Source organism: Pseudomonas sp. LM13 (assembly GCF_041381355.1).
GTDB lineage: Bacteria > Pseudomonadota > Gammaproteobacteria > Pseudomonadales > Pseudomonadaceae > Stutzerimonas > Stutzerimonas frequens.
The window spans coordinates 1-25925 of the sequence record NZ_JACBXH010000030.1; the positions used below are offsets into that span (position 1 = coordinate 1).

At 63.0% G+C, this 25925-nt stretch carries 26 protein-coding genes; 14 read left to right on the forward strand and 12 right to left on the reverse strand.

Translation table 11 applies throughout. The features are described from left to right. Window positions 1-182: 182 nt before the first annotated feature. From msrQ to HZR81_RS16980, 6 genes are all read right to left on the reverse strand, one after another. Window positions 183-815, reverse strand: coding sequence for a protein-methionine-sulfoxide reductase heme-binding subunit MsrQ (msrQ, locus tag HZR81_RS16955; protein ID WP_500128787.1), 633 nt, complete (start codon window positions 813-815; stop codon window positions 183-185). Beyond that, window positions 815-1822, reverse strand: a complete 1008-nt coding sequence (gene msrP, locus HZR81_RS16960) for a protein-methionine-sulfoxide reductase catalytic subunit MsrP (protein ID WP_500128788.1) — start codon at window positions 1820-1822, stop codon at window positions 815-817. Before msrP ends, msrQ begins: the two co-directional genes overlap by 1 nt. Before the next feature lie 54 nt (window positions 1823-1876). Then, window positions 1877-2716: a CDP-diacylglycerol--serine O-phosphatidyltransferase gene (gene pssA, locus HZR81_RS16965; RefSeq protein WP_063540400.1), complete on the reverse strand. Its 840-nt coding sequence runs from the start codon at window positions 2714-2716 to the stop codon at window positions 1877-1879. 153 nt (window positions 2717-2869) lie between these two features. After that, window positions 2870-3886: a ketol-acid reductoisomerase gene (ilvC, locus tag HZR81_RS16970; RefSeq protein WP_500128789.1), complete on the reverse strand. Its 1017-nt coding sequence runs from the start codon at window positions 3884-3886 to the stop codon at window positions 2870-2872. A gap of 77 nt (window positions 3887-3963) precedes the next feature. Further along, entirely contained in the window at window positions 3964-4455 is a 492-nt protein-coding gene (ilvN, locus tag HZR81_RS16975; RefSeq protein WP_013983830.1) for an acetolactate synthase small subunit, read from the reverse strand. 2 nt (window positions 4456-4457) lie between these two features. Continuing rightward, a complete protein-coding gene (locus tag HZR81_RS16980; protein ID WP_063540430.1) occupies window positions 4458-6182 on the reverse strand; it encodes an acetolactate synthase 3 large subunit in 1725 nt (574 codons plus the stop codon). Window positions 6183-6588: 406 nt separating this feature from the next. On the opposite strand from HZR81_RS16980, the gene HZR81_RS16985 reads away from it, so the two are divergent. Next, window positions 6589-7023, forward strand: coding sequence for a DUF4124 domain-containing protein (locus tag HZR81_RS16985; RefSeq protein WP_133455753.1), 435 nt, complete (start codon window positions 6589-6591; stop codon window positions 7021-7023). A 42-nt stretch (window positions 7024-7065) separates the two neighbouring features. Here HZR81_RS16985 and HZR81_RS16990 read toward each other — a convergent pair whose 3' ends face one another. The 3 genes from HZR81_RS16990 to mrcB form a co-directional block, all read right to left on the reverse strand. Further along, a complete protein-coding gene (locus HZR81_RS16990; protein ID WP_500128790.1) occupies window positions 7066-7392 on the reverse strand; it encodes a YqcC family protein in 327 nt (108 codons plus the stop codon). After that, window positions 7392-8096: a tetratricopeptide repeat protein gene (locus tag HZR81_RS16995; RefSeq protein ID WP_458993427.1), complete on the reverse strand. Its 705-nt coding sequence runs from the start codon at window positions 8094-8096 to the stop codon at window positions 7392-7394. The genes HZR81_RS16990 and HZR81_RS16995 overlap by 1 nt, the downstream gene beginning before the upstream one ends. 66 nt (window positions 8097-8162) lie before the next feature. Continuing rightward, on the reverse strand, window positions 8163-10475 hold the full coding sequence (gene mrcB, locus HZR81_RS17000) for a penicillin-binding protein 1B (RefSeq protein WP_500128791.1): 2313 nt from the start codon (window positions 10473-10475) through the stop codon (window positions 8163-8165). A 159-nt stretch (window positions 10476-10634) separates the two neighbouring features. Between mrcB and HZR81_RS17005 the strand changes: the two genes are divergently transcribed. The 4 genes from HZR81_RS17005 to HZR81_RS17020 all read left to right on the forward strand — a co-directional run bounded on the left by HZR81_RS17005 (window position 10635) and on the right by HZR81_RS17020 (window position 14242). After that, a complete protein-coding gene (locus HZR81_RS17005; RefSeq protein ID WP_500128792.1) occupies window positions 10635-12197 on the forward strand; it encodes a bifunctional aminoglycoside phosphotransferase/ATP-binding protein in 1563 nt (520 codons plus the stop codon). A gap of 72 nt (window positions 12198-12269) precedes the next feature. Further along, the gene (locus tag HZR81_RS17010; RefSeq protein ID WP_500128793.1) at window positions 12270-13052 is read left to right on the forward strand and encodes a class I SAM-dependent methyltransferase; all 783 of its coding nucleotides are present in this window, start codon (window positions 12270-12272) and stop codon (window positions 13050-13052) included. Between the two features lie 18 nt (window positions 13053-13070). Continuing rightward, window positions 13071-13334, forward strand: coding sequence for a TfoX/Sxy family protein (locus tag HZR81_RS17015; protein ID WP_500128794.1), 264 nt, complete (start codon window positions 13071-13073; stop codon window positions 13332-13334). A 110-nt stretch (window positions 13335-13444) separates the two neighbouring features. Further along, window positions 13445-14242, forward strand: coding sequence for a Crp/Fnr family transcriptional regulator (locus tag HZR81_RS17020; protein ID WP_270053922.1), 798 nt, complete (start codon window positions 13445-13447; stop codon window positions 14240-14242). Window positions 14243-14461: 219 nt separating this feature from the next. Here the strand turns inward: HZR81_RS17020 and HZR81_RS17025 are convergent, their stop codons facing one another. Genes HZR81_RS17025 through HZR81_RS17035 form a run of 3 tightly spaced genes read right to left on the reverse strand, consistent with a single transcriptional unit; the run spans window position 14462 to window position 17108 of the window. Beyond that, window positions 14462-15346: a ChaN family lipoprotein gene (locus tag HZR81_RS17025; RefSeq protein ID WP_500128795.1), complete on the reverse strand. Its 885-nt coding sequence runs from the start codon at window positions 15344-15346 to the stop codon at window positions 14462-14464. A gap of 11 nt (window positions 15347-15357) precedes the next feature. After that, window positions 15358-16125 carry a heme ABC transporter ATP-binding protein gene (locus HZR81_RS17030; protein WP_102838508.1) on the reverse strand — a complete coding sequence of 256 codons (768 nt, stop codon included), beginning with the start codon at window positions 16123-16125 and terminating at the stop codon, window positions 15358-15360. Further along, window positions 16125-17108 carry a FecCD family ABC transporter permease gene (locus HZR81_RS17035; protein ID WP_180981615.1) on the reverse strand — a complete coding sequence of 328 codons (984 nt, stop codon included), beginning with the start codon at window positions 17106-17108 and terminating at the stop codon, window positions 16125-16127. Before HZR81_RS17035 ends, HZR81_RS17030 begins: the two co-directional genes overlap by 1 nt. Window positions 17109-17293: 185 nt before the next feature. Here HZR81_RS17035 and HZR81_RS17040 point away from each other — a divergent pair, with 185 nt between their 5' ends. The 9 genes from HZR81_RS17040 (at window position 17294) to fis (ending at window position 25918) form a co-directional block, all read left to right on the forward strand. After that, entirely contained in the window at window positions 17294-17629 is a 336-nt protein-coding gene (locus HZR81_RS17040) for a Rieske (2Fe-2S) protein (RefSeq protein WP_500128796.1), read from the forward strand. 61 nt (window positions 17630-17690) lie between these two features. Then, entirely contained in the window at window positions 17691-19475 is a 1785-nt protein-coding gene (locus HZR81_RS17045) for a protein-disulfide reductase DsbD (protein ID WP_500128797.1), read from the forward strand. A gap of 200 nt (window positions 19476-19675) precedes the next feature. After that, window positions 19676-20119 (forward strand): type II 3-dehydroquinate dehydratase, encoded by a 444-nt coding sequence (gene aroQ / locus HZR81_RS17050; RefSeq protein WP_063540412.1) that lies wholly within the window; start codon window positions 19676-19678, stop codon window positions 20117-20119. Window positions 20120-20187: 68 nt separating this feature from the next. Further along, window positions 20188-20649, forward strand: a complete 462-nt coding sequence (accB, locus tag HZR81_RS17055; protein ID WP_063540413.1) for an acetyl-CoA carboxylase biotin carboxyl carrier protein — start codon at window positions 20188-20190, stop codon at window positions 20647-20649. Window positions 20650-20666: 17 nt separating this feature from the next. Beyond that, window positions 20667-22016 carry an acetyl-CoA carboxylase biotin carboxylase subunit gene (accC, locus tag HZR81_RS17060; protein WP_102838512.1) on the forward strand — a complete coding sequence of 450 codons (1350 nt, stop codon included), beginning with the start codon at window positions 20667-20669 and terminating at the stop codon, window positions 22014-22016. 145 nt (window positions 22017-22161) lie between these two features. Beyond that, window positions 22162-23043, forward strand: coding sequence for a 50S ribosomal protein L11 methyltransferase (gene prmA / locus HZR81_RS17065; protein WP_200597824.1), 882 nt, complete (start codon window positions 22162-22164; stop codon window positions 23041-23043). Between the two features lie 103 nt (window positions 23044-23146). Further along, window positions 23147-24388, forward strand: a complete 1242-nt coding sequence (locus tag HZR81_RS17070) for a zinc-ribbon and DUF3426 domain-containing protein (protein ID WP_500128798.1) — start codon at window positions 23147-23149, stop codon at window positions 24386-24388. A gap of 199 nt (window positions 24389-24587) precedes the next feature. Beyond that, window positions 24588-25601 (forward strand): tRNA dihydrouridine synthase DusB, encoded by a 1014-nt coding sequence (dusB, locus tag HZR81_RS17075; protein WP_063540417.1) that lies wholly within the window; start codon window positions 24588-24590, stop codon window positions 25599-25601. Continuing rightward, the gene (fis, locus tag HZR81_RS17080; RefSeq protein WP_003293170.1) at window positions 25598-25918 is read left to right on the forward strand and encodes a DNA-binding transcriptional regulator Fis; all 321 of its coding nucleotides are present in this window, start codon (window positions 25598-25600) and stop codon (window positions 25916-25918) included. Before dusB ends, fis begins: the two co-directional genes overlap by 4 nt. The last annotated feature ends 7 nt before the right edge of the window (window positions 25919-25925 follow it).

Sequence of the window (25925 nt, forward strand, 5' to 3'; positions counted from 1 at the left end):
CTTCGATCGATCCGACCGAAGCCACCAACCAGGCTCAACCACCACCCTGTCAGCGCGGCGCATTCTACTCGAATCCGCCACCAGTGCAACCCTTTTAATTAGCTAACCTTTTGATTTACAAGAGGTTTTGCTTGAGGACTGCGCCGGAAGTGGTGCGCATTATAGGGGCCTGAAAACAGCCGTCAACCGTTTATTTCGGTTTTGTTGCGGCCTTTGCTCGTTTGTGTACGCAGTCGTCCTAAAACAGAGGCTACGACTGGGAGCCGTAGAACAAGCAAGATCGCAGCTATGCTGGCATAAAGCGACCATCTTCCAGCATCGGCACGTACAACCCAAAGCATATGTATCAACACCACAATGACGATGACGTAGATCAGTCGATGCAGGGTTTTCCAGCGTTTACCGAGACGCCGCATGCTCCATCGAGAGGAGGTAGCGGCCAGCACGGTGAGCCCAAGCAAGCCGAGCGCCCCGACAAAAATGTAAGGGCGTTCGCTCAACTCCTCAGGCAAACGCGAGAATTCAGCACCCAGCAGGAAGAAAAGATAACTGGCGACATGCATCAACGCGTAGGTGAAGCACCAAAGTCCAAGCTGGCGGCGTACGGCGAGCCAACCGGCCCAACCCGTCACCCGCTGCAGGGGCGTCATGGCAAGCGTTAGAAGCAAGAGGACCAGCGCGCCCTGCCCCAGGTTATCCACCAAAACCTTTCCAGGGTCAGGTCCCAACGCAAACGTCCAGGCGAGATATAGCCAGTACAAAGATACGCTGGCGGCGCATAGGAACACACCCAGCCGCCACAATGGGTAACGCATCAGTAGTCCTTGCTGAGATCCATCGAAGCGTACAAGCCTGCCACCTGATCGGCATAGCCGTTGAACAGCTGGGTCTCCCGGACGTTGGGGCTGAACAGGCTCCCAGGAAGCCGCCGCTCACGAGCCTGAGACCAACGCGGATGGGAGACCTGTGGGTTGACGTTGGCGTAGAACCCATACTCCTCAGGAGCCATCGACTGCCAGGTGGTGGTCGGCTGCTCACTTACAAAGCTGATTCGCACGATCGATTTGATGCTCTTGAAGCCGTACTTCCAGGGTACGACTAGCCGTAATGGCGCCCCATTCTGATTCGGCAATACCCGCCCATACATGCCAACGGCGAGCAGGCTGAGCGGATGCATCGCCTCATCCATGCGCAACCCTTCGACATACGGCCAATCGATCAATGCAAAGCTGGAACGCGTGCCACGCATCTCGTCGGGCCGGTAAGCCGTTTCGAAGCGTACAAACTTTGCTGCCGAAAGGGGGCGAACCCTCCGAATCAGGTCGCCCAACGGAAAACCTAGCCAGGGAATCACCATCGACCAGGCCTCCACACAACGCAGACGATAGATCCGCTCCTCGAGCTGCCCTTCCGCAAAAAGATCCTCGAGCGAATAGCGTCCTGGCTTTTCGACTGCGCCATCAATCAGCACCGTCCACGGCTCGACTTTCAACTCGCCGGCGTAGCGCGCCGGGTCGCCCTTGTTGGGGCCGAACTCATAGAAGTTGTTGTACTGCGTGGCGTCCCCATACGGAGTGATGGCTTCGTCTTCCGGGACGACAGCGCGCCAACGGGTATCGCTCAGTTTGCCAACGAACCAAGGAGAGGCTGGCGCATCGGGGACGCCGGGGTACTGCTCGGATGCCGGGGCCAGAGAGGGCAACCCCAAAGCCGCTCCGGCAATTGCTGCCCTCTGAATGAAGCGACGCCGACTTCGATAGACCGTCTCCGTCGTCACCTCAGATTCACGGCACGTACCGGAAGGGGGGATTCTGATCAGCATGAGCAGCTCCGCGTATCGGCTCTGAACGAGCAATACGCGCAGCCAGATCGAAAATCAACCCTCGACGCGCTTACGCCGACGCAGCTGCATCAGGTACTGAACCGGGCCGGAAACCGCATATGCGAGGAAGATCAGCAGGAGGATACGAGGCGGGTCGCTGAATACCACCGCAAACACCAAGACCACGACCAAAATCGCAACGAAGGGAACCCGCCCTTTCAGGTCCAGATCCTTGAAGCTGTAGTACTTGATATTGCTGACCATCAGCAGACCGGCAGCCGCGACCATCAGCGCAAAGAGCATGACCAGCACCAGCGGCAGATCGACGCCACGAATACCGGCATCATCGAGCGCCCAAACGGCCCAGACCCAACCAGCCACCACGCCCGCCGCGGCCGGACTTGCCAACCCGATGAACCAGCGTTTGTCGACCTTGCCGATCTGCGTATTGAAACGCGCCAGACGCAGCGCCGCGCAGGCAACGTAGATGAAGGCGACGGTGAGCCCAACGTTGCCGAGTTCCGAAAGCGCCCACTCGTATGCGAGTACCGCAGGCGCCAGACCGAAAGCCACCATATCTGACAGCGAGTCGTATTCCGCGCCGAAAGCACTCTGCGTATTGGTCAGGCGCGCAACGCGTCCGTCCAGACTATCGAGCACCATCGCGACGAAGACCGTCGCCGCGGCCACATAGAAATTGCCGTTGATCGCTGTGATGATCGAGAAGAACCCAGCGAAGAGGTTGGCAGTGGTGAACAGGTTCGGCAGCAGGTAGATGCCCCGGTGGCGTACCTTGCGGCCGTCAGCCTCCTGGGTTTCCTCCACATGCTCGTCGATCGGCAGAATGCTTTCTGGCTCGACTGGCTTGTTCGGCTCTTCGGATTGTCCACTCATGCGCATTCACCTTCTACAACAGGTACGGATAGATTTCGACCAGATCGACACACTCGCGGTTCAGCCTGGCCAAAGCCGCGATTTATACCAGAAGCCGGGGAACAGAATGAAAAAACGCGGCCGTAGCCGCGTTTTCTTGAGCAGAAAAACCGATCAGTTCTTGCTCTTGTCCACGATCTTGTTCGCAGCGATCCAAGGCATCATCGCGCGCAGCTTCTCGCCAACCACTTCGATGCCATGAGCCGCATTGTTGCGACGGTAGGCCGTCATGGACGGATAGTTGGCGGCACCTTCAGTGATGAACATCTTGGCGTATTCGCCGTCCTGAATGCGCTTCAGGGCATTACGCATGGCGGCGCGGGACTCGGCGTTGATCACTTCAGGACCGGTCACGTACTCGCCGTACTCGGCGTTGTTGGAGATCGAGTAGTTCATGTTGGCGATGCCGCCTTCGAACATCAGATCGACGATCAACTTCAGCTCATGCAGGCACTCGAAGTAGGCCATTTCCGGCGCGTAGCCAGCTTCGACCAGGGTTTCGAAGCCGGCCTTGACCAGCTCGACGCAACCGCCACAGAGAACGGCCTGCTCGCCGAACAGGTCGGTTTCGGTTTCGTCCTTGAAGGTGGTTTCGATGATGCCGGTACGGCCACCGCCGACGCCGCAGGCGTAGGACAGTGCGACGTTACGGGCATTGCCGGAAGCGTCCTGGTAGATCGCGATCAGGTCGGGAATGCCGCCGCCCTTGACGAACTCGGAACGCACGGTGTGACCCGGCGCTTTCGGAGCGATCATGATCACGTCCAGATCGGCACGCGGCACGACCTGGTTGTAGTGAACGGAGAAGCCGTGAGCGAAGGCCAGGGTCGCGCCCTGCTTCAGGTTTGGCTCGATCTCGTCCTTGTACAGGCGGCCCTGAAACTCGTCCGGGGTCAGGATCATTACCAGATCGGCAGCGGCAACGGCGGCCGGAACGTCACTGACCTTCAGGCCATGGGCCTCGGCCTTGGCAATGGAAGAGGAACCCGGACGCAGACCGACGGTGACGTCGACGCCGGAATCCTTCAGGTTGCACGCGTGCGCGTGACCCTGGGAACCGTAACCGATGATGGCGACCTTCTTGCCCTGGATGATGGAGAGGTCGCAGTCTTTATCGTAAGAAACCTTCATGAATTACCCCTGTTGCCGGCCTCGTGGGCCATTCGATAAAACGTTGCTGACTGACGAGACGACGTGTCCGGCAGTCGTTAGATACTCAGCACTTTGTCGCCGCGAGAGATTCCGGTGACACCGCTGCGCACAACCTCGAGGATCGAGGCTGTACCAATGGCCTGGATGAAGCTGTCCAATTTGTCACTGGTTCCGGCCAGCTGAATGGTATAGACGCTGGTGGTCACGTCGACGATCTGCCCACGGAAGATGTCGGTGGTGCGCTTGACTTCGGCGCGCTGAGCGCCGGTGGCCTTGACCTTGATCAGCATCAGTTCGCGCTCGATATGGGCGCTCTCCGACAGGTCGACCAGCTTGACCACTTCCACCAGCTTGTTGAGGTTCTTGGTGATCTGCTCGATCACTTCCTCGTGCCCTACCGTGGTCAACGTGAGACGCGACAGGGTCGGGTCTTCGGTCGGTGCCACGGTGAGGCTTTCGATGTTGTAGTTGCGTTGCGAAAACAGGCCGACCACACGAGACAGCGCACCCGGTTCGTTTTCCATCAGCAGGGAAATGATATGTCTCATGATCAGGTACGCTCCGTCTTGCTCAGCCACATGTCACGCATCGCGCCATCCTTGATCTGCATTGGATAGACATGCTCGGCGGTGTCGACGGCGATATCCAGGAAGACCAGGCGGTCCTTCATGGCGAACGCCTCTTCCATCATCGGCTTGAGATCTTTGAGATCGGTGATGCGCATGCCGACGTGCCCGTAGGCCTCGGCCAACTTGACGAAGTCGGGCAGCGATTCCATGTAGGAATGCGAGTAGCGACTGTTGTACACCATGTCCTGCCATTGGCGGACCATGCCCAGCGCACCGTTGTTGAGGTTGATGATCTTCACCGGCAGGTCGTACTGCAGGCAGGTGGACAGTTCCTGGATGTTCATCTGGATGCTGCCCTCACCGGTCACCACCGCGACATCGGCTTCGGGGAAATTCAGCTTCACGCCCATGGCTGCCGGCAGACCAAAGCCCATGGTGCCGAGGCCGCCCGAATTGAGCCAGCGGTTGGGCTTGTCGAACTTGTAGTACTGGCAGGCGAACATCTGATGCTGACCAACGTCCGAGGCTACATAAGCCTCGCCCTTGGTCACTTCGCAGAGCACCTCGATGGCGGCCTGCGGCTTGATGATCGAACCATCGCCCTCGTTGTAGGGGAACAGCCGGCCATTGCCGCGCCACTCGTCGATCTGCTTCCACCAGCTGGCCACGGTCTCGGCATTCGGCGCCTGGCCGATCTCCTTGACGATGGCGACCATCTCGGTGAGCACGCTGTCCACCGGACCGACAATCGGGATATCCGCCTTGATGGTCTTGGAGATGGATGCCGGGTCGATATCGATGTGGATGATCTTGGCGTTCGGACAGAACTTGGTCGCGCCGTTGATCACGCGGTCATCGAAACGCGCACCGACCGCGAGGATCACATCGGAGTGATGCATCGCCAGGTTGGCGGTGTAGCTGCCGTGCATGCCGAGCATGCCGACGAACTGGCGGTCGCTGCCCGGAAAGCACCCCAGGCCCATCAGGGTGTTAGTCACCGGCAGGTTGAGCATCTTCGCCAGCTCGGTCAGTTGCGCCGAAGCCTTGCCCAGGACCACACCGCCACCGGCGTAGATAATTGGCCGCTTGGCGCCCAGCAGCAATTCCGCTGCCTTGCGAATCTGGCCGGAATGCCCACGCACGGCCGGGCTGTACGAACGCAACTTGGCCTTCTTCGGGTAGACGTACTCGAATTTCTCGGCCGGGTTGGTCATATCCTTCGGGATATCGATGACAACCGGCCCTGGACGCCCGGACTCGGCGAGATAGAAGGCCTTCTTCATCACTTCGGGAATTTCCGAAGGATGCTTGATCATGAAGCTGTGCTTAACGATCGGACGGGAGATGCCGATCATGTCGGTTTCCTGGAAGGCATCGGTGCCGACCATGGTGCTGGGCACCTGACCGGAGATGACCACCATCGGGATCGAGTCCATGAAGGCGGTGGCTATACCGGTGATGGCATTGGTCGCCCCGGGACCGGAGGTCACCAGCACCACGCCGGCCTTGCCGGTCGCGCGCGCATAGCCATCGGCCATGTGCGTGGCGGCCTGCTCGTGACGAACCAGGATGTGCTCGATGGCCTTTTCCTTGAAAAGCGCATCGTAGATATGCAGAACGGCACCGCCCGGGTACCCGTAGATGTACTTAACGCCTTCGTCACGCAGGGAGCGGACGACCATTTCAGCGCCGGATAAGAGTTCCACGTTGTTCACCTCTGAACGCCAGATAGCGGTCCAAGCCGGAGCCGCCAGAAATAGGTTTACTGCCAACAGGGCATGAGCGACGGTGGTCGCCGACTACGTCAGCCACTGATTGAGCCAGTATCGGAAGAGTCCCTGGTGTCGCGGGCTCTCCACCCAGCGCGAGGTAACGCGTTGCGGGTGATGCAGGTCGGCGCGGGTAGCACCTCATGTCTGTCTAGACTGAGCCGGTATCGCTTGCGGCGAGGCGACTCAGGACAGCAAGCCTCGGATTGTTCGGATTCGGCACCCGCAAGTCAAGCCTGCCGTTACGTTTCAGCCAACCTCGAGCTGTGACGGCGCGCAGAAGTACGCCCTCGGCTTTTGGGTATAGTGGAGGCCGTTTTCCGATCCTGATGAAGGTAACAGCATGCGATTGACGGTTCTTGCGAGCGGCCTGGCACTGGCGCTTTGCGGCAATGCCATGGCCGCGCAGGTGTACAAATGGGTGGATGCCCAGGGCGTGACGCACTTTGGCGCCCAGCCGCCGCAGGGGCAGCAGGTGGAAACTGTTAATACCGTGGTTGCGCCAGGCAAATCCGTAACAGCGCCGGCACCTGCCCCGCAGGAAAAAAGCGGCGAGCCCGATCAGCAAAGCATCGACCGCAAGGTGAAACAGCAGGTCGCCGAGCAAGAGGCCGAGCGCAAGCGTTACTGCGAAACCATGCGCACCAACCTCGCGCAACTGCAGAACAATCCGCGGGTCCGTGTTGAAGAGAAGGGTGAAACCCGGCGAATCACCGAAGAGGAGCGGCAGGCCCGGATCGCAGAAACACGCGACAAGATCGCCGAAAACTGCAACTGATACCGCCGCTTCAGATTTTGAGCTGGCGGCCCGCCAAGCCGCTCAGCGCGAAGGCGCCTCGATCAAGGCATCGAAAGCACGCAACGCCTCTAGCAGACTGACTACCCGTCCCTCCCGATAGACCACCTCTGCCATCGCACAGATGCCCGACGCCTGTGGCAGAGGATGATCCGCTTCGACGATCGCTTTCATCCGCGGCAGGAATATCCACTGCAGCCATTGCTCGAAGCGCAACGTATCCACGCAAAATGGCTCGACGCTGGCCAGAGCCTCCGGCGACGGAGGTTCTGCGCTCCACAGGTCAAGCGTGCGCAGCTCGCGCTCGATCAAAAGCAGCTGCTGCGCGATCGCCGGAAGGCGCGGATCCATCACAGATTGACCTTGGCTCGCTCACGAGCTTGAGCGGCACCGGCACTGTCGCCCCGCCGCTCACGTGCCTGTGCGATCAATTCCCAGAGGCTCGCCTGCAGCGCGGGGCGTCCACTGGCATAACTCAATGCGCGGCGCGACAGCTGCTCCGCCTGAGTGGCATCCCCCTGTGCCAACCGGACCTGAGCCAGACGATAGAGGACCTGCGGCTCGCGCGGCGCAATACGCTGCGCGCGTTCGAGACTGGAAGCCGCACCATTCAGATCACCACCGCCCTGCTGCTGTTGAGCCGTAGTCAACAGCGCGAGCACAGGTCCATCCAGTTGCTCGTCGGCGGCCAGGCCGCTGCCGGAGGATGGGATACCGGTGGGCATGCTCGGCTGCTGCGTGCTGGCTGGCGCCGAGATTGACGGCGCCGGCTGCCACGCAGGCTGATCGCCGCCTGGCGTCCCACTCGCCCCAACAAAGGGAGCATCTGGCGCGGCGAACGTCTCAAGCGGAGCAGAGCTGCCTTGCGGCACCATCACCACCACCCCAGAGTCCTCCTGCTGCTGCCTTGGTGCTGCGACCCCGGCTGGCGCGCGGTATCCCTGGCGAGCCGCCACCTCCTCGGAAACGGGAGCGCCCGAGTCCACCACGGGGATCGAACCACGATCCACGGTCGCGCACCCCTGTACCAGCGCCACCGCTGCAACAACGGCCATCCACTGCTTGTTCACCAATTCAGACCTCTCAACGTAGAACCACGAAGCGCGCGACCTCTGCGGCAGTTACTCCAACCAGCCACGCACCCAATCCATGACCGACTCCGCTGGCGCCTGAATGCCGCAGCCAGGTCCGGGTGCCGGCTCGCTGCCGCGAATATAGGGCATCTGCACCGCATCGGGGCAGCGCTCATCCGTACCCAGTCCGCTTCTCGCATCCACCCAGGCGTATGTCACGTTGTCCGGCACAGGCATCTGCAGAGGCAGCGGATCGGCCCTCCGCATGAAGTCGCTCCACACCTGCAGCGCGCCGGTCGCTCCGGTCAGTGAAGTCTTGCCATTGTCATCACGGCCCAACCAGACCACGGCCAGCAGATCCTGACTGAAGCCGGCAAACCAGCTGTCACGCGAATCGTTGGTGGTACCGGTCTTGCCAGCCAGATTCAGCGACTGCGGCAAACGGTTGTAGGCGGAACGCCCCGTTCCTTCGCGCATGGCCCGCTGCATGGCGTACTGAGTCAGGTAGATCGCGCCCGGATCGAAGCGCTGCTGAATCTGGAACGGGTAACGCTTGAGTGGCTCACCGTCCGCGGTCAGTACACTGCGAATGCCCCGCAGCGGGGTATTGAAGCCACCGTTGGCAAGCGTCTGATACATGTCGGCCACTTCGATCGGACGCAGGCCGCCGGCCCCCAGCAGCATCGACGGGTAAGCCGGCCATTTGGGTGATGCACCCAGGCGCTCGAGCGTCTTCAGCACGTTCGGCACGCCCAGATCGAGCCCGAGCCGCGCGGTCGACAGGTTGTAGGAATTGGCGAGCGCCTGATACAGATACACTGTTCCATAGGCCTGACGCCCATAATTCTGCGGCTTCCAGACCTGCCCATCGGCACCTTTCACGGAGAAGGGCTCGTCCTCGAGCAGACTGGTCAGCGTGTACTGGCTGGGCTTCTCCAGCGCGGCCAGGTAGATGGCCGGCTTGATCAGCGAGCCGATCGGACGCGACGCGTCCAGCGCCCGATTGAAGCCGGCGAAACCTGGCTGGCGGCTACCCAGCATGGCCTGGATTTCACCGGTTTCGGGATTAGTGACGATCATCGCGCCCTCGACGCCCTCGGTGGCCTTGCCGAGTCGCTTGAGGGTTTCGCTCATGGCCTGCTCGGCCTTCAGCTGGAGCACCGGATCGAAACTGGTGAAGACGCGCAGGCCCTCTTCGGTGAGGTCCTCGTCCCGATAGTCCTCGCGCAGCTGACGCTTGACCAGGTCGAGGAAGGCCGGATAGGAACTGTCCGCCATGCTGCCGCGCTGGGTTACCCCCAGTGGCGCCTGCTTGGCCTTGGCCGCCTCATCGACACTGATGACCTGCTGCTCGGCCAAGAGATCGAGCACCAGATTGCGCCTCTCCAGCGCACGCTCGGGATTGCGTCGCGGGTTGTAGTAGGTAGGCCCCTTGACCATACCGACCAGCAGCGCCACTTGCGGCAGCTTCAGCTCGGCCAGCGGCTGACCGAAGAAGTACTGGCTGGCCAGTCCGAAACCATGCACGGCGCGACGGCCATCCTGGCCGAGGAAGACTTCGTTCAGGTAGGCCTCGAGGATTTCCTGCTTGTCGTAATGCAGCTCCAGCAACACAGCCATCATCGCCTCGGTTGCCTTGCGGCTGAGGCTGCGTTCGTTGGTCAGGTAGAAGTTCTTGACCAGCTGCTGGGTCAGGGTACTGCCACCCTGGCGAACCTGGCCGGCAGTCAGGTTGACCCAGACGGCGCGAGCGATGGATTTGGGCGACACGCCAAAATGATTGAAGAACTCCCGGTCCTCCACTGCGACCAGCGTTTCCACCAGATAAGGTGGCACCTGGTCCAGCTTGATCAGGATGCGATCTTCGTTGTGCGCCGGATACAGTCCACCGATCAGCACCGGCTCCAGACGCGCCACAGGCAGGGCGCTACCGTTGGCGCTGCTCAGGCCGGCAACGAAATCGCCGGAGAAGCGGACCCGCAGCCGCTGCGACTGCTCGGCACCTTCGTAGAATTGGAAGCCGCGGGTGTGCAGTTCGATGTCATTGCCGGCAACCGAAGCGCCGCCCGGGCCACTGACCGAGCGCTCGCGCCGATAGCCGAGCGCGTCCAGCTCAGCAAGGAAGTCGTTCTTGTCCAGCTTCTGACCGACGAACAGTTCCAGCGGTCGCGCATAAACCTTTGCCGGAATCGTCCAGCGCTTGCCGGAGAATTTCTCCTGCACGACAGCATCGAGGTAGATGGCGAAACCGGCCAGGATCACCAGGCCGACAATGGAGAGCTTGACCGCCCAGCCCAACCAGGGGCGAGCACCACTGGAGCGGCGCTTGGAGCGATTACGAGGGGAGCGAGGTTTAGTCATGGCGGCGCATTATACGCACTTTGCCGCCGCCGATTGACGGCCTCTCAGCGGTTTGCAGCGCAACGCTCAGCGGCCATAATGCCGGCGACTTTACGACTGTGTGGACTGCTTCGCAGTGGACTCGCACGCCCCGTTCAAGAACTTCGACAAGGAATGACCGTGAGCCAAGCACTGATCGCCGCCCTGCAGAATCCTGCCCTGTATCCGCACCCCACCGAAGGCTTTCGGGTCATCGAAACCCATATCTCCTGGGTCATCCTCACCGGCCAGTACGCCTACAAGATCAAGAAGCCGGTGAACTTCGGCTTCCTCGACTTCACCGATTTGTCTGCGCGCAAGCATTTCTGCGAAGAGGAGCTGCGCCTCAACCAGCGCATGGCGCCCGATCTCTACCTGGAAGTGCTGCCCATCAGCGGCTCGCCTGATGCCCCGGTGATCGGTGGCGATGGCGAACCCTTCGAGTACGCGCTGAAGATGCGCGAGTTTCCGCAATCCCAGCTGCTGGCCGAGGTCCAGGCCCGCGGCGAGCTGACCGACGCGCATATCGACGCCTTGGCCGAGCAGATCGCCAGCTTCCACCTCAGTACACCGCAGGTACAAGCGGACCATGCGCTGAACAGCGCCGACGCGATCGTCGCACCAATGCGGCAGAACTTCGAACAGATCCGCCCGCTGCTCAGCGAGCCGGAAGATCTGCGCCAGCTGGACGCGCTCGAAGACTGGACCGAAACCAGCATCACACGCTTGCGCCCGCTGCTCGAGCAGCGCTGCCAGCAAGGCCTCGTTCGCGAATGCCATGGCGACCTTCACCTGGGCAATGCGACGCTGATCGATGGCAAGGTCGTGCTGTTCGATTGCATCGAGTTCAACGAGCCGTTCCGCCTGATTGATGTCGCCTCGGATGCTGCGTTCCTGGCCATGGACCTTGAGGATCGCGGGCTGAAATGCCAGGCCCGACGTTTTATCAACGGCTGGCTGGAACACACCGGCGACTATGCCGCACTGGCCCTGCTCAACCTGTACAAGGCCTATCGTGCACTGGTTCGCGGCAAGGTCAGCCTGTTCCGCCTGTATCAGGAGCAGGACGCCGTGCAGCGCAAGGTAGTCCTGCGCCGGTATCGCGGCTACGCCAACCTTGCCGAAAGCTACAGCGCGATTCCGTCCCGCTTCCTCGCCATCACCCACGGCGTATCGGCCGTTGGCAAGAGCCACGTGGCACTGCGCCTGGTCGAAGCGCTGGGCGCGGTGCGTCTGCGCTCGGATGTCGAGCGCAAGCGTCTGCACGGCGAGCAGGCCGAGGCGCAGGCGGGCCAGCTCGATAGCGGCATCTACAGCCAGCAAGCCAGCGAAGCGACCTATCGCCACCTGCACCAGCTGGCGACTGCCGCACTGCAGGCCGGGTTCGCCGTGGTCATCGACGCAGCCTACCTGAAGCAGTCGCAACGCCAGACGGCATGGCAGGCGGCCGAAGCGACCGGCGTGCCGTTCCTCATCCTCGATTGCGAGGCTCCGGAAGCGGTGATCGCCCAGTGGCTCGCTCAGCGTCAGGCCGAAGGCACCGATCCGTCCGACGCGACAATGGAGGTGGTCCGCGCGCAGCAGGCCAGCCGCGAGCCGCTGAGCGACAGCGAGCGCCTGCACAGCTGCCGGGTCCAGACACAGGATGCCGGCAGCCTCGACGAGCTGGTCGCCAACATCCGCCAGCGCCTGCCGGGGCTTTGACCGTTAGGCACCGTCGCGGGCAGGCCGCGGCGGTGCCTCTATACTCCCGGTATAACAACCGTGGGAATGCCTATGCCTGCCAGCGAACCCCGCCTCTCCCGAGCCGGAGACAGCGTTCAGCTGTTTTCCAGCCGCTCCGATGACTACGCCCGTTACCGCCCGACCTACCCGGAGGCGCTTTTTGCCTGGCTCGCCAGTCAATGCGAGGCGACCGACAACGCGCTGGACCTGGCCGCCGGGAACGGTCAGGCCAGCCTTCCGCTGAGGAGCCACTTCCGCCAGGTGCTGGCCTGCGATGCCAGCGTCGAGCAACTTGCCGCGGGCGACGGTTGGGCGGACGTACAGCGTTTCGTCGCCGAGGCAGAGCACCTGCCTCTGCGAAACGGCCTGCTCGACCTGATCGTCGTCGCGCAGGCACTGCATTGGTTCGCCACTCCGGCATTCTTTGCCCAGGCGCGACAAGCGCTGAAGCCCAACGGACTGTTCTGCGCCTGGTGCTACAGCCTGCTGGAAGTATCCCCGGATGTGGACGCCGTCATTAATCACCTCTACCACGAAACGCTTGCTGGCTACTGGCCTGCCGGTCGCGCCAGCGTCGACGCCGGCTATCGAGATATCCGGCCACCGTTCGCATGCATCGACACGCCACCCTTCGCCCTTGAGGCACAGTGGAATCTCGGCGAGCTGTTGGGCTACTTGCGCACCTGGTCAGCCGTCAAGCAATGGCAACGGCAGCACGGCCGCGACCCCATCGAGCTGCACGAACCTCAAATTCTCTCGGCCTGGGGCCCACCCGATCAGCGGCGCCCAGTCCGCTGGCCGCTACACTTCCTTACAGGCTTCCCCAACCGCTAGCAATGCAAGGACGCCGCCATGCACGACGAACTGCTATCGCTCCGCAATCTCGGCAAGACCTCGGTTCAGTGGCTGCACGCTTCGGGCATTCACACAAGGGATGACCTGCGGCGGCTCGGCTCGGTCAGCTCTTATCGGGCAGTCAAGGCGCGCGGCTTTGCTGCTTCCAAGGTTCTGCTCTATGCCATTGAAGGCGCACTGCGTGACGTGCCCTGGCAGCAACTACCGTCCCCGCTGAAGGACGAGCTGAATCGGAACCTGAGCAACGAGTCCGACAACTAGAGCTAGCTCACAACCTCCGCTTGGCACGATTTACTCGCTCGCGCGACCGGGCCTATTGTGCGTCAACGTGACCCTGCCAATCGTCTGCCGCTCGTTCAAGGATTACCGACATGTATCTACTCGGGGAACAACCGGCGTATGCCGATCGCCTGATCAGCCGCCTGCAAGCCATCCCCAGCCAGTTGCTGGAGGGCCTGCAACCATCAGGCCCCAATCTCGACATCAAACACACCGACGACCTTTGCGCGGAGCTGCCGCCCCAGCAGCTGTTCGTGATCGAGACCGGCCTGCTGCATGCGGTGATCGACGGCAAACCGCTGTTCTATTTGCAGGAAGGCGACTTGATCGGCCTGCGCCAGTCGAGCGATCTGCCCGAGTGCCGCTACAGCAGCGACGAGCCCGTCACACTGGTGCCCTACTCGCGCAACGCGGTGTTTCAGCACGTTCATGGCGACACGCATCGGCAGGAACTCTTCACGCAATATCTGATCGGTCATACCGCCCTGCTCGGCGACGCCCTGGCACGCCTGAAGCAACCGGAAATCCGCCCGGCAACGGGGTTCAAGCATTTCGCGGTAGGCGAGGAGCTCATTCGCCAGGGCGACGAGGCGGACAACGTATTCATCATCATCGAAGGCCACGCGGACGCTATCGTCGACGGACAGAAGGTCGGCGACGTACAGAAAGACGAGATCTTCGGCGCCATGGCGGTGTTCACTCGCGAGCGCCGCAGCGCAACGGTGGTCGCCAGCGAGCCGTGCACGGTCATGGTGATTCCCAAGGAACAGTTCCTCGGCCTGACGCAGAGCAATCCGCGCATCGCCCACAGCCTCATCGAGAGCATGGCGCGCCGCATCGATCTGCTGAACAAGGAGGTCACCCACCTGCGGGTCAACATTGCCGTCTAGCGAGGCCGGAATCGCGGGCAGTAAATTTTTTGAGAAAGCCTGTTGACGCAGAAATGAGAATTGTTATTATTATCGCAACTGATCGCGAGGTCAGCCGATAGCTGAAGGCTCAGGCAGTCGATCCTTCAGGTTATCTCCTCATCAGGCTAATCACGGTTTTGACCCGGCGCTGCCGGGTCTTTTTTTGCCTGTATTTTGCGGCTGGCAGATAAGGCTGCGCTATTTGCCGCGCTGCTGCAGTTGCTCGCAATGATCCTGCTCTGGTTGTGCCGGTGTATACCAGACGAAGTCTGCCTTCTCGGCAGATACCCTCTCGCCGACCTCGGCAAGCATCAGCACCGTGACAGGCATGTCTGCCAGATCCTCGATATGCAGCGGCACTCCAAGGTCACGCCGCACATGGAACGCCCCCGCCAGCAGCATCGCGGGCTTTGGCGCCGCGAGCAGACGTTCGGCCATGCGTCGATCACGCTGCTGTTGCACCGCCAGCATCGCCGGAAGCTGACTTGCCGGCAGCATGCCGCAATGCGAGGTTTCGATCTGCGCGAGCAGAGCATCCCTCACCGTAGTCGTTGCCGAAGCGCGCCCCTGCAAGCGGGGAGCGGCCCGGTAGATGGACATGATCTCGTCGCGTCCGAGATTTGCCTGCAACAGCGGATAGGACTGCATCAGCGCATGGCTGACCAAAGGCCCGTAGAGGTTCCAGGCCCAGCCCTTCTGCCAGTCCAGCGCCTGGGCAAGATCGCCCGGCGCATGGCCCGCGCGAAGGTTTCGACGCACACTGTCGACACGCGCCTGCTGGCCGGGCTCGAGCATTTCCAGCAGCAGGCTGCCGTGCGGGCGTTGCTGCTCCAGCGCCTGCAGCAGCCAGAGCTGCAGCGCATGGTGATCGGGATTGTCGTGGCGCTCGCCGACCAGCAGGGCCTCGCTGTCCTGCAACCTGGCGACGAGCTGAGCCGGGGTCAGCACAGCGTCATTGTGCAGATCGACGATAAGGCCGAGATCGGCGTGGTCCCGGCCTTCCGGACCCTGCCACTCAGGTAGCGGTGGCAGTACGCTACAAGCGCTCAGCAAGACCACTGTCAATAAAACGATGATGCGCACCACATACCTCCTCAACGGGCGATGACCAGGGGGTGACCTCGTTCCGGATGCCGCTGGACCAGCACATCCAGGCCGAACACGGCTTGCAGCGGCGCCTCGCGCAACACCTCGTCCGGCGCGCCGGCGATCTGTGCGCGACCGTTCTTGAGCAGCAACAGCCGATCACAGTAACGGGCAGCCAGATTCAGGTCATGCAGGATCACCAGTGCGGCGCCGCCCTGCTCGGCGAAACGCCGAACCGCCTGGAGGATGCTGTGCTGATGTGCCGGGTCGAGCATCGAGGTGGGCTCGTCGAGCAGCAGCACGCTGCCCTCGTCCCCCGGCCAGAGCTGCGCCAGCACTCGGGCCAGATGCACCCGCTGACGCTCGCCACCGGACAGCCGCAGATAGCTGCGCCCGGCCAGATGCTGCGCATCCGCGGCCTGGAGTGCAGCGGCCACGATGCGAGCATCAGCCTGACGGCCGCTGCAATGCGGCAGGCGCCCCATCGCGACCACATCTTCGACCTGGAAGGCAAAGCTCAGCGTCGAACTCTGCGGCAATACCGCTAGGCAACGCGCCCGCTCGCGATCCGACCAGTCGTCAAGCGCTCGCCCATGCAGCATGACCTGCCCTCTGGCGGTTTTCAGCTCGCCGGACAGAGCCTCCAGCAAGGTGCTCTTGCCCGCTCCGTTCGGGCCGAGCACACCCGACACCTGTCCCGCCTGCAAGCGCAGAGAAACCCCATCCAGCGCCGTGATGGCGCCACGCCTTACCGTCAGATCGCTGCCGACCAGCATCAAACACGCTCCCGGAGCAGCAGGAACAGAAAGAACGGCGCGCCGAGCAGCGCCGTGACGATGCCGATCGGCAACTCGGCAGGCGCGATCACCAGCCGCGCGGCGACATCCGCCAGCAACAGCAGGGTGGCGCCGGCGAGCGCCGAGGCCGGCAGCAGCAGCCGATGATCCGGCCCCACCAGCAGACGCATCAGATGCGGGACGACCAGGCCGACGAAGCCGATCAGGCCCGCGGCAGCAACGGCGGCGCCGACACCCAGCGCGGTACAGACCACCAGCTCGCGCTTGATGCGCTCGACGTCGAAACCCAAATGGCGCGCCTCGGATTCGCCTAGCAAGAGTGCATTCAATGCCGTTGCGCGGCGTGGCAGCCAACAGCCGACGGCAAGCGTGATCAGCAACAGCGGCCATAGCCCCGCGTAGCTGGCGCCGTTCAGGCTGCCGAGATTCCAGAAGGTCAGTGAGCGCAACGTGGTGTCGTCGGCAAGATAGGTGAACAGGCCGACAATGGCACCGGCCAGTGCGGTCAGGGCGATACCCGCCAACAGCATGGTGGCGACGCGGGTCTGCCCGTCGCGCCGCCCCAGCCGATACACCAGCAAGGTCACCGCGAGGCCGCCAAGGAAGGCGAACATGGACAGCACATAGGGCTGCCAGACCTGCGGCAGCGCGGGCACGAAGGTGCTGCCGACGATCGCGGCAGCCGCACCGAGCGCGGCGCCGCTGGACACCCCGACGAGCCCGGGATCGGCCAAGGGGTTGCGAAAGAGTCCCTGCATCGCCACGCCGCACAGGGCCAGCACGGCACCTGCGGCGCAGCCGAGCAGCGTACGCGGCAGCCGGATCTGGCCCAGGATCAACTCTGCCTGCTGCAGACCATCATGTCCGATCGGCAGTCCCAGCAGGCGCAGCGCCGCCAGCGCAGTGTCGTCCAGCGCCAGGCTCAACGGACCCAGCGCCAACGACAGCCAGACGGCCGCCAGCAACAGCACGCTGAGTACGACAAACAGAATACGTACGGGAACCCGAGTGCCCATCAGGGATGCTTCGCCAGGCGGATGAGGGCGAAGGATAAGAGCGTGTCGGCGGCGCCGCCACCCCGCGGTTAGCATCAGGCTGCGCACGAGCAGTGGTTGCGGGATAATCGCCGTTCCTGCGAGAGGTCAAGATGATTCGATTGTGCGCAACATCCGAACTGCCGGAAGGGCAGAGCCGCGGTTTCACCGCAGGCGAACTGCAGATCATCGCGGTTCGCCGGGATGGCCGGCCCTACCTGTACGAGAACCGCTGTCCGCACCGGGGAGTGCCATTGGAATGGCTGCCCGACCGCTTTCTCGACGAAAGCGGCAGCCTGCTGCAATGCGCCACGCATGGAGCACTGTTCCTTATCGAGTCTGGCGAATGCGTCGCCGGCCCCTGCGCCGGTCAATCGCTGCGGCAGCTGGATGTGATCGAGCGGGACGACAGCATCTGGTTGCAAACTGATCGACAGGGCGACAGTTGAGCACGGGCACCAAGCTCGAGGCTTGGTTATCATGCCGCCAAAGCTTTGCCGTGAGATCACCATGCTTCGCCTACTGAGTCTGCTGCTCCTCTTCTGCGTACTACCCGCCAATGCCGGCCTGTTCGACAACAAACCCAGCGCGGGCTTCGGCAGCGCCCTGAACAATAGCAGCGACTTCCTGCCGGTACGCGAGGCATTCAGGCTGAGCCTCGTCGAAGCGACGCCCGAGCGAATCACCCTGCGCTTCGTCGCTGCCGAAGGCTACTACCTCTATCGGCATCGATTCGTCTTCAAGACCGACGAGCCGACGGTCACCATCGGCGAGCCTAAGCTGCCCGCTGGTGTGCCCAAGGTCGATGACTATTTCGGCGAGATCGAAGCCTACTACGGCATTGTCGATGTCGAACTTCCGCTGACCAACCCGGACAATCGCCCCTTCGTCCTGCAGGTCTCCTACCAGGGTTGTGCCGACAAAGGCCTGTGCTATCCACCGGAAACCGAGTCGCTTCCCATCGGCGATGGCGCAGGCGCATCCGCCGGAGCGGCCAACAGCGGGCAGGCCAGCGAAGGCGACCTCTCCTGGCGCTCGGTCGCGCTGTTCTTCCTCGCCGGCCTCGGCCTGACATTCACCCCCTGCGTGCTGCCAATGCTGCCGATTCTTACCGGCGTGGTCCTGCGCGGCCAGCCCGGCGGCATGCGCAGCTTCCTGCTGTCGGTGACCTATGTGTTGCCAATGGCTGGCGGCTTCGCCCTGCTCGGCGCGCTGATGGGCGTGTTCGGTGCAGAACTGAATCTGCAGGCACGCCTGCAATCGGCGTGGATTCTGGTGCCCTTCGCCCTGTTCTTCGTGATATTCGCCCTGGCCATGTTCGGCCTGTTCGAACTGCGCCTGCCGCGAGCCCTGAGCGGCCGCCTCGACCGGTTGGCCGGCAGCGCCCGCGGCGGTTCGTTCACCGGAGCGGCGCTGCTCGGTGCGGTGTCCAGCCTGCTGGTCTCGCCATGCGTTTCCGCACCGCTGGCCGGCGCGCTGCTGTACATCAGCGCCAGCGGCGACGCCCTGGGCGGAGGGCTGAAGCTATTCGCCCTGGGGCTGGGCATGGGCGCACCGCTGGTGCTGTTCGCCACGGGCGGCGGCGCCCTGCTACCCAAGAGCGGGCCCTGGATGGTTGGCGTGCGCAACCTCTTCGGCGTGCTGCTGCTGGCGGTCGCGATATGGATGCTCGAGCGCGTACTGCCCGGCCCCGTCGCCCTGGCGCTCTGGGGATTGCTGGCGGCGGGCAGCGCGCTGTTCCTCGGCACCCTCGAGCTCACCAGCAAGACGCCACGCCAGAAGCTCGCCCAACTGCTCGGCCTGGCTCTGCTGGTCTACGCCCTGGCCGCCTGGGTCGGCGCACTGCAAGGCGGCTCCGACCCGCTGCGCCCGCTGCCGATCGCCAGCAGCTCCGCACCGGGCAGCCAGGTTGGCGAAGGCTGGCACACCATTTCCACGCCAGCGGAACTGGACGCGCAACTGGCCGCCGCCCGCGCCGCCGGGCAACCGCTGATGCTGGACTGGTATGCCGACTGGTGCATCAGCTGCAAGGTCATCGAGCGCGAAGTCTTCGCCAATCCACAGGTGGCTCCGCGCCTGGCCGACTATCGTCTAATCCGCTTCGACATCACCGAGAGCAATGCTGCCCAACGTAGCCTGCTGGATCGCTACCAGCTGTTCGGCCCACCCGCCATCCTGTTCTTCGATGGCAACGGAAAAGAACTGAACGAGGTGCGCGTAGTCGGCGAAATAGACGCTTCCGGCTTCGCCGATCGACTGGATCGAGCGGCGGCTTTGCTCCAGGCGTCGCGATGATTTGCCGTGCTTCGTTGCAGGCACTCGAAGCACGCCTTGGGTCGACGAATGATTGCGGGAAACTTCAGACATAATGCAGGCATTTCCTTCGATCGCGACATGACTGGACAGTCAGCCCTTGCCTGGGGCATAGTTTTTCACCTCTCGCGACCCGGCCGGTACTTGCCGGATCGGCGCACCAAGAAAAACAAGGAACCTGCATGGCCACGTTTCTGGTCCTCCATGGCCCGAATCTCAATCTGCTCGGCACTCGCGAGCCCGGCGTCTATGGCGCTGTCACGCTGGCGCAGATCAACCAGGATCTGGAGCAGCGTGCCCGCGAAGCGGGGCATCATCTGCTGCACCTGCAATCGAACGCCGAGTACGAACTGATCGAGCGCATCCATGCCGCGCGCAGCGAAGGCGTCGATTTCATCCTGATCAACCCTGCAGCCTTCACTCATACCAGCGTCGCATTACGTGACGCATTGCTGGCCGTGAGCATCCCATTCATCGAAGTGCACCTGTCCAACGTGCACAAACGCGAACCTTTCCGCCATCACTCCTATTTCTCCGACGTAGCGGTAGGGGTGATCTGCGGCCTTGGCGCCAGCGGTTACCGACTGGCCCTGGAGGCCGCCCTGGAACAACTCGCTGCTTCCTGACGGACACTGATGTGGCTTGAAGAAGCGAGCAGCAATGCCCTTTGAACTTACCTGGGAGTCAACGCTTCATGGATATTCGCAAAGTCAAGAAACTGATCGAACTGCTGGAAGAGTCCGGTATCGACGAGCTGGAAATTCACGAAGGTGAGGAGTCGGTTCGCATCAGCCGCCACAGCAAGCAGGTAGCGATGCAGCAACCGATCTACGCCCATCAGGCACCGGCCGCCCCGGCACCCGCTCCCGCCGCTGCTGCCGCCCCAGCTGCCGACGCCGCTCCGGCCGCGCCCAAGCTGAACGGCACCGTAGTCCGTTCGCCGATGGTCGGCACCTTCTACCGCGCCTCCTCGCCGGAAGCCAAGCCGTTCGTCGACGTGGGCCAGACCGTCAAGAAGGGCGATATCCTCTGCATCGTCGAAGCCATGAAGATGATGAACCACATCGAGGCCGAAACCAGCGGCACCATCGAATCGATCCTGGTGGAGAATGGTCAGCCGGTCGAATACGACCAGCCGCTGTTCACCATCGTTTGAACCGCGGAGAGCCAGCGATGTTGGAAAAAGTACTGATCGCCAACCGCGGCGAGATCGCCCTTCGTGTCCTGCGCGCCTGCAAGGAACTGGGCATCAAGACCGTGGCGGTGCACTCCACTGCCGACCGTGACCTGATGCACGTGTCGCTGGCCGACGAGTCCGTGTGCATCGGCCCGGCCTCCTCCGCCCAGTCCTACCTGAGCATTCCGGCGATCATCGCCGCTGCCGAGGTAACCGGCGCCGATGGCATTCACCCCGGTTATGGTTTCCTCGCCGAGAACGCCGATTTCGCCGAACAGGTGGAGAAATCCGGCTTCACCTTCATCGGCCCGACCGCCGATGTGATCCGCCTGATGGGCGACAAGGTGTCGGCCAAGGACGCCATGAAGCAGGCCGGCGTCCCCACCGTTCCCGGCTCCGACGGCCCGCTGCCGGAAGACGAGCAGGAAGCGCTGCGAATCGCTCGCGAAGTAGGCTACCCGGTGATCATCAAGGCCGCCGGTGGTGGTGGTGGTCGCGGCATGCGTGTGGTGCACAAGGAAGAGGACCTGATCGCCTCGGCCAAGCTGACCCGCAACGAAGCCGGCGCCGCCTTCGGCAACCCGATGGTCTACCTCGAGAAGTTCCTGACCAATCCACGCCACGTGGAAATCCAGGTGCTGGCCGACGGTCAGGGCAATGCAATTCACCTGGGCGATCGCGACTGCTCGCTGCAGCGCCGCCACCAGAAGGTGATCGAGGAGGCCCCTGCCCCGCTGATCGACGAAGAAGCCCGCCGCAAGGTCCAGGCTCGCTGCGTCCAGGCGTGCATCGATATCGGCTACCGCGGCGCCGGCACCTTCGAGTTCCTCTATGAAGACGGCAACTTCTACTTCATCGAGATGAACACCCGCGTGCAGGTGGAGCACCCGGTTACCGAGATGGTCACCGGTATCGATATCGTCAAGGAAATGCTGCTGATCGGTGGCGGCCAGAAGCTGTCGATCAAGCAGGAAGACGTGGTCATCCGCGGCCACGCCGTCGAATGCCGCATCAACGCCGAAGACCCGCGCAACTTCATGCCGAGCCCAGGCAAGGTCAAGCACTTCCATGCTCCGGGCGGCAACGGCGTACGCGTTGACTCCCACCTGTACGACGGCTACTCGGTTCCACCGCACTACGACTCGCTGATCGGCAAGCTGATCACCTTCGGGGCGAACCGCGATGAAGCCATGGGCCGCATGCGCAACGCACTGGACGAGCTGATCGTCGACGGCATCAAGACCAACGCCCCGCTACACCGCGACCTGGTGCGCGACCCCGGCTTCTGCAAGGGCGGCGTGAACATCCACTACCTGGAGAAGAAGCTGGGTATGGATAAGCACTGAGCCACGCTCGGCGCTGTACTGCAGAGGCTGCCTTCGGGCGGCCTCTGTCGTTTCTACCTGGTGTTCGTCGAGCCCAGGCTGGCCGCACAACGCCCCCTCCAGTAAGCTTGCCGGCTTTTACCGCGACCCCATTCGAGAGGCCTCCATGTCCTGGCTGCAGATCCGACTCGCCATCACCCCCGATCAGGCCGAAGCGCTGGAAGACCAGCTGCTGGATCTGGGTGCGGTCTCCGTGACCTTCATGGACGCCGAAGATCAGCCGATCTTCGAGCCGGACCTCGGCACCACCCCGCTGTGGTCGCACACTCATCTGCTGGCATTGTTCGAAGCCGATACCGACGCGGACGCCCTGCTCGCCCATCTGCAGCTGCTACGTGGCGGCGAGCTGCCCGAGCACCAGGTCGAGGTGATCGAAGATCAGGACTGGGAACGCAGCTGGATGGATAACTTCCAGCCGATGCGCTTCGGCCGCCGCCTGTGGATCGTCCCCAGCTGGCACGTGGCACCCGAGCCCGACGCGGTCAACCTGCTGCTGGATCCCGGCCTGGCGTTCGGTACCGGCACTCACCCCACTACCGCACTCTGTCTCGAGTGGCTGGATGCCCAGTCGCTGAACGGCCAGAGCCTGCTGGATTTCGGCTGCGGCTCGGGCATCCTCGCCATCGCCGGCCTTCTGCTGGGCGCCGCGCATGCCGTCGGTACCGACATCGACACCCAGGCGCTGGAAGCCTCGCGTGACAACGCCCAGCGTAACGGCATCGCCGAGGAGCGTTTCGCCCTTTATCTGCCCGAGCAATTGCCGCAGGAACCGGCCGACGTGGTAGTCGCCAACATCCTCGCCGGGCCGCTCGTCTCCTTGGCACCGCAGATCACCGCACTGGTCAAACCGGCCGGACGGCTGGCGCTGTCCGGAATCCTCGCCGAGCAGGCTGAAGAGGTGCGTGCGGCTTATGCCCACGCCTTCGAACTCGACCCGACCGCCGAGAAGGATGGCTGGGTGCGCATCAGCGGGACGCGGCGTGGCTGATCCTGCGACCGCAGCCACATGCTGCACGCCCATGACGGCGGGCCACTGCCGCTTGCCGATCGGCATGCGCTAGACTAGCCGGCACATTTGCGCGGAACCTCGCATGACCAGCTTCGTCACCCAGTGTCCCCACTGCCGTACCCGCTTTCGCATCGGCCGCAGCCAGCTCCGTGCAGCGCGAGGAGCGGCACGCTGTGGTGCCTGCATGGAGGTATTCAATGCCGCACACCATCTGCTACGCGACGACATCGATCCGACTCGCCCGCTGACGCCGCCGCCCTTGGCCGCAGAGCAGGCGGAACCGGAACCAGGTGCGATCGCGACTGCTGCCTCGCCCAGCCCGCGCAGCGATGACGAGACTCTCTGGATCCACGACGACCTGGACCTCGACAGCCTTGACCTAGACGCTGAGCTGGCCAAGCTGGAGCGCCAGGAGCGCGAGCTGTCTGCCGACCTGAATGCCCTGAGGCACGACAGCCCCGGCACATCGCTCCCTCACGAAGCACCGGCGGACGAGGCAGCCCCGCAGGATGAAAGCTGGGCCGAGCTCCTGCTCAATGCTGAGCAGAGCGTTAGCGCACGTCGCGCCGATGAGCCGGACGACCCGATCAGTTTCACCCCGGTCTCGGCGGAAACGCCCCGCCAACCCGCCCCCCTGGCACCGAGTACCAGCGCGCTGTCGACAGCGAGGGCCCAGCAGGCACGCAACGAGCGGGTCGAACCGGAGCTGGCGCCACCCGAGCAGCCGATGCAGGCGGCCGAAGCGATCGCACCACCACGACGCGAACCGGATCTGCGTGACGAGCCGCTCTTCGAACTCGATGACGAACCGCTGCAGCTGGATTGGCAGGAACGCAAGAACCCCTGGCCGCGCCGGCTTGGCTGGGGCGCCCTGAATCTGCTCGCGCTGCTGGCCCTGGGCGCCCAGTACGTGGCGTACAACTACGACGAGCTGTCACGGCAGGCGGCTTACCGCCCCTGGTTCGAACGGGTCTGCCCGACGCTGGGCTGCGAGCTACCTGCACTCGTCGACATATCGCAGATCAAGAGCAGCAACCTGGTCGTGCGCAGCCACCCCGACTTCACCGGGGCGCTGGTGGTCGACGCCATCCTCTACAACCGTGCCGCCTTCGCGCAGCCTTTCCCGCTCCTGGAAATCCGCTTCGCCGACATCAACGGCAAGCTGCTGGCGAGCCGCAGCTTCAAGCCCAGCGAATACCTCTCGGGCGAGCTTGCCGGGCAAGCCCAGATGCCCCCGCAGGTGCCGATCCACATCGCACTGGACATCCTCGACCCGGGCGCGCAGGCGGTGAACTACAGCCTGGGTTTCCACTCCCCCGATTGATACGACTTGCCGATGCGATGGGTCAGCCATCGCGCTGATGGCATATCCATGCCCTCCAGCAAACCACTGGCGATAAGGCGGCCGCTGTTCAGAATTTGTTCAAAACAGCCTTTAACCCGTCATGCGGAGCGGGTATTATGACCACCCTTTTTTGCAGTCCCGATCGACCTAACAAGCAGGCCCCAAGCAGGGAATCTTCATGTCAGCGGTGCGCATCGGCCCCTACACCTTATCCAACCGGTTGATTCTCGCGCCCATGGCGGGCGTGACCGATCAACCGTTCCGCCAGCTGTGTCGCCGCTTCGGCGCGGCCCTGGTGGTTTCGGAAATGCTCACCAGTGACGTGCGCCTGTGGAACAGCCGCAAGTCGCGGTTGCGCATGCCCCATGCCGACGAGCCCGAGCCACGCTCGGTGCAGATCGCCGGCGGCGACCCGCAGATGCTCGCCGAAGCCGCACAGCGCAACGTCGAACTGGGCGCACAGATCATCGATATCAACATGGGTTGCCCGGCGAAGAAGGTCTGCAACAAGGCCGCAGGCTCCGCGCTGATGCGCGATGAGCGACTGGTCGCAGACATCCTCGAGGCCGTGGTCGCGGCGGTGGATGTGCCGGTGACGCTGAAGATCCGCACCGGTTGGGACCGCCAGAACAAGAATGGCGCAACCATCGCCCGCATCGCCGAACAGTCCGGCATCGCCGCATTGGCGGTGCATGGGCGTACCCGCGCCGACCTGTATACCGGCGAGGCCGAGTACGACACCATCGCCGCGATCAAGCAGGCGGTGTCGATCCCGGTTTTCGCCAATGGCGACATCGACTCGCCGCAAAAAGCCGCGCAGGTCCTGCACTCGACCGGTGTCGACGGCCTGCTGATCGGACGTGCGGCACAGGGTCGCCCGTGGATATTCCGCGAGGTGGAGCATTATCTGCGCACCGGCCAATTGCTGGCGGCGCCAACGCTGGACGAGATCGAAAGCACCCTGCTGGAGCATGTGCAGGCGTTGCATGAATTCTACGGCGAGGTGATGGGAGTCCGTATCGCCCGCAAACACGTGGGCTGGTATCTCGCAACACTGCCGGGCGCGCGGGACTTCCGCGCCCGTTTCAATCATCTGGAAGACAGGGATGCACAGGGCTTCAGCATTCGGCAGTTCTTTGCCGAACAACGCTCAGGGCCTGGCTCGGTGGATGGAACAGAGGTGGCCGCATGACGCTGTTGAATGAAACATTGGTAAGTGGAACAACATCCGTGAGTGACAACCTGAACCTCAAGCAGCACCTGAACACGCCGAGCGAAGCGGGACAGACGCTGCGTGGTAGCGTCGAGAAGGCGCTGCACAACTATTTCGCACGCCTCGAAGGCGCCGACGTCACGGACGTTTACAACCTCGTGCTCTCCGAGGTGGAAGCACCGCTGCTGGAAACCGTGATGCACTACGTCAAGGGCAACCAGACCAAGGCCTCCGAGCTGCTGGGTCTGAACCGCGGCACCCTGCGCAAGAAACTCAAACAGTACGACCTGCTCTGAAGCGACC

Bases quoted from the DNA above. Each gene is read 5' to 3' on its own strand.
- aroQ (WP_063540412.1), top strand. From the start codon at position 19,676: ATGGCCACGTTTCTGGTCCTCCATGGCCCGAATCTCAATCTGCTCGGC.
- HZR81_RS17030 (WP_102838508.1), bottom strand. From the start codon at position 16,125: ATGCTGGTCGGCAGCGATCTGACGGTAAGGCGTGGCGCCATCACGGCG.
- pssA (WP_063540400.1), bottom strand. From the start codon at position 2,716: ATGAGTGGACAATCCGAAGAGCCGAACAAGCCAGTCGAGCCAGAAAGC.
- accB (WP_063540413.1), top strand. From the start codon at position 20,188: ATGGATATTCGCAAAGTCAAGAAACTGATCGAACTGCTGGAAGAGTCC.
- mrcB (WP_500128791.1), bottom strand. From the start codon at position 10,475: ATGACTAAACCTCGCTCCCCTCGTAATCGCTCCAAGCGCCGCTCCAGT.
- msrP (WP_500128788.1), bottom strand. From the start codon at position 1,822: ATGCTGATCAGAATCCCCCCTTCCGGTACGTGCCGTGAATCTGAGGTG.
- HZR81_RS17045 (WP_500128797.1), top strand. From the start codon at position 17,691: ATGCTTCGCCTACTGAGTCTGCTGCTCCTCTTCTGCGTACTACCCGCC.
- HZR81_RS17070 (WP_500128798.1), top strand. From the start codon at position 23,147: ATGACCAGCTTCGTCACCCAGTGTCCCCACTGCCGTACCCGCTTTCGC.
- dusB (WP_063540417.1), top strand. From the start codon at position 24,588: ATGTCAGCGGTGCGCATCGGCCCCTACACCTTATCCAACCGGTTGATT.
- ilvC (WP_500128789.1), bottom strand. From the start codon at position 3,886: ATGAAGGTTTCTTACGATAAAGACTGCGACCTCTCCATCATCCAGGGC.
- prmA (WP_200597824.1), top strand. From the start codon at position 22,162: ATGTCCTGGCTGCAGATCCGACTCGCCATCACCCCCGATCAGGCCGAA.
- fis (WP_003293170.1), top strand. From the start codon at position 25,598: ATGACGCTGTTGAATGAAACATTGGTAAGTGGAACAACATCCGTGAGT.
- ilvN (WP_013983830.1), bottom strand. From the start codon at position 4,455: ATGAGACATATCATTTCCCTGCTGATGGAAAACGAACCGGGTGCGCTG.
- HZR81_RS17020 (WP_270053922.1), top strand. From the start codon at position 13,445: ATGTATCTACTCGGGGAACAACCGGCGTATGCCGATCGCCTGATCAGC.
- HZR81_RS16985 (WP_133455753.1), top strand. From the start codon at position 6,589: ATGCGATTGACGGTTCTTGCGAGCGGCCTGGCACTGGCGCTTTGCGGC.
- accC (WP_102838512.1), top strand. From the start codon at position 20,667: ATGTTGGAAAAAGTACTGATCGCCAACCGCGGCGAGATCGCCCTTCGT.
- HZR81_RS17040 (WP_500128796.1), top strand. From the start codon at position 17,294: ATGATTCGATTGTGCGCAACATCCGAACTGCCGGAAGGGCAGAGCCGC.
- HZR81_RS17015 (WP_500128794.1), top strand. From the start codon at position 13,071: ATGCACGACGAACTGCTATCGCTCCGCAATCTCGGCAAGACCTCGGTT.
- HZR81_RS16995 (WP_458993427.1), bottom strand. From the start codon at position 8,096: ATGGCCGTTGTTGCAGCGGTGGCGCTGGTACAGGGGTGCGCGACCGTG.
- HZR81_RS17010 (WP_500128793.1), top strand. From the start codon at position 12,270: ATGCCTGCCAGCGAACCCCGCCTCTCCCGAGCCGGAGACAGCGTTCAG.
- msrQ (WP_500128787.1), bottom strand. From the start codon at position 815: ATGCGTTACCCATTGTGGCGGCTGGGTGTGTTCCTATGCGCCGCCAGC.
- HZR81_RS16990 (WP_500128790.1), bottom strand. From the start codon at position 7,392: ATGGATCCGCGCCTTCCGGCGATCGCGCAGCAGCTGCTTTTGATCGAG.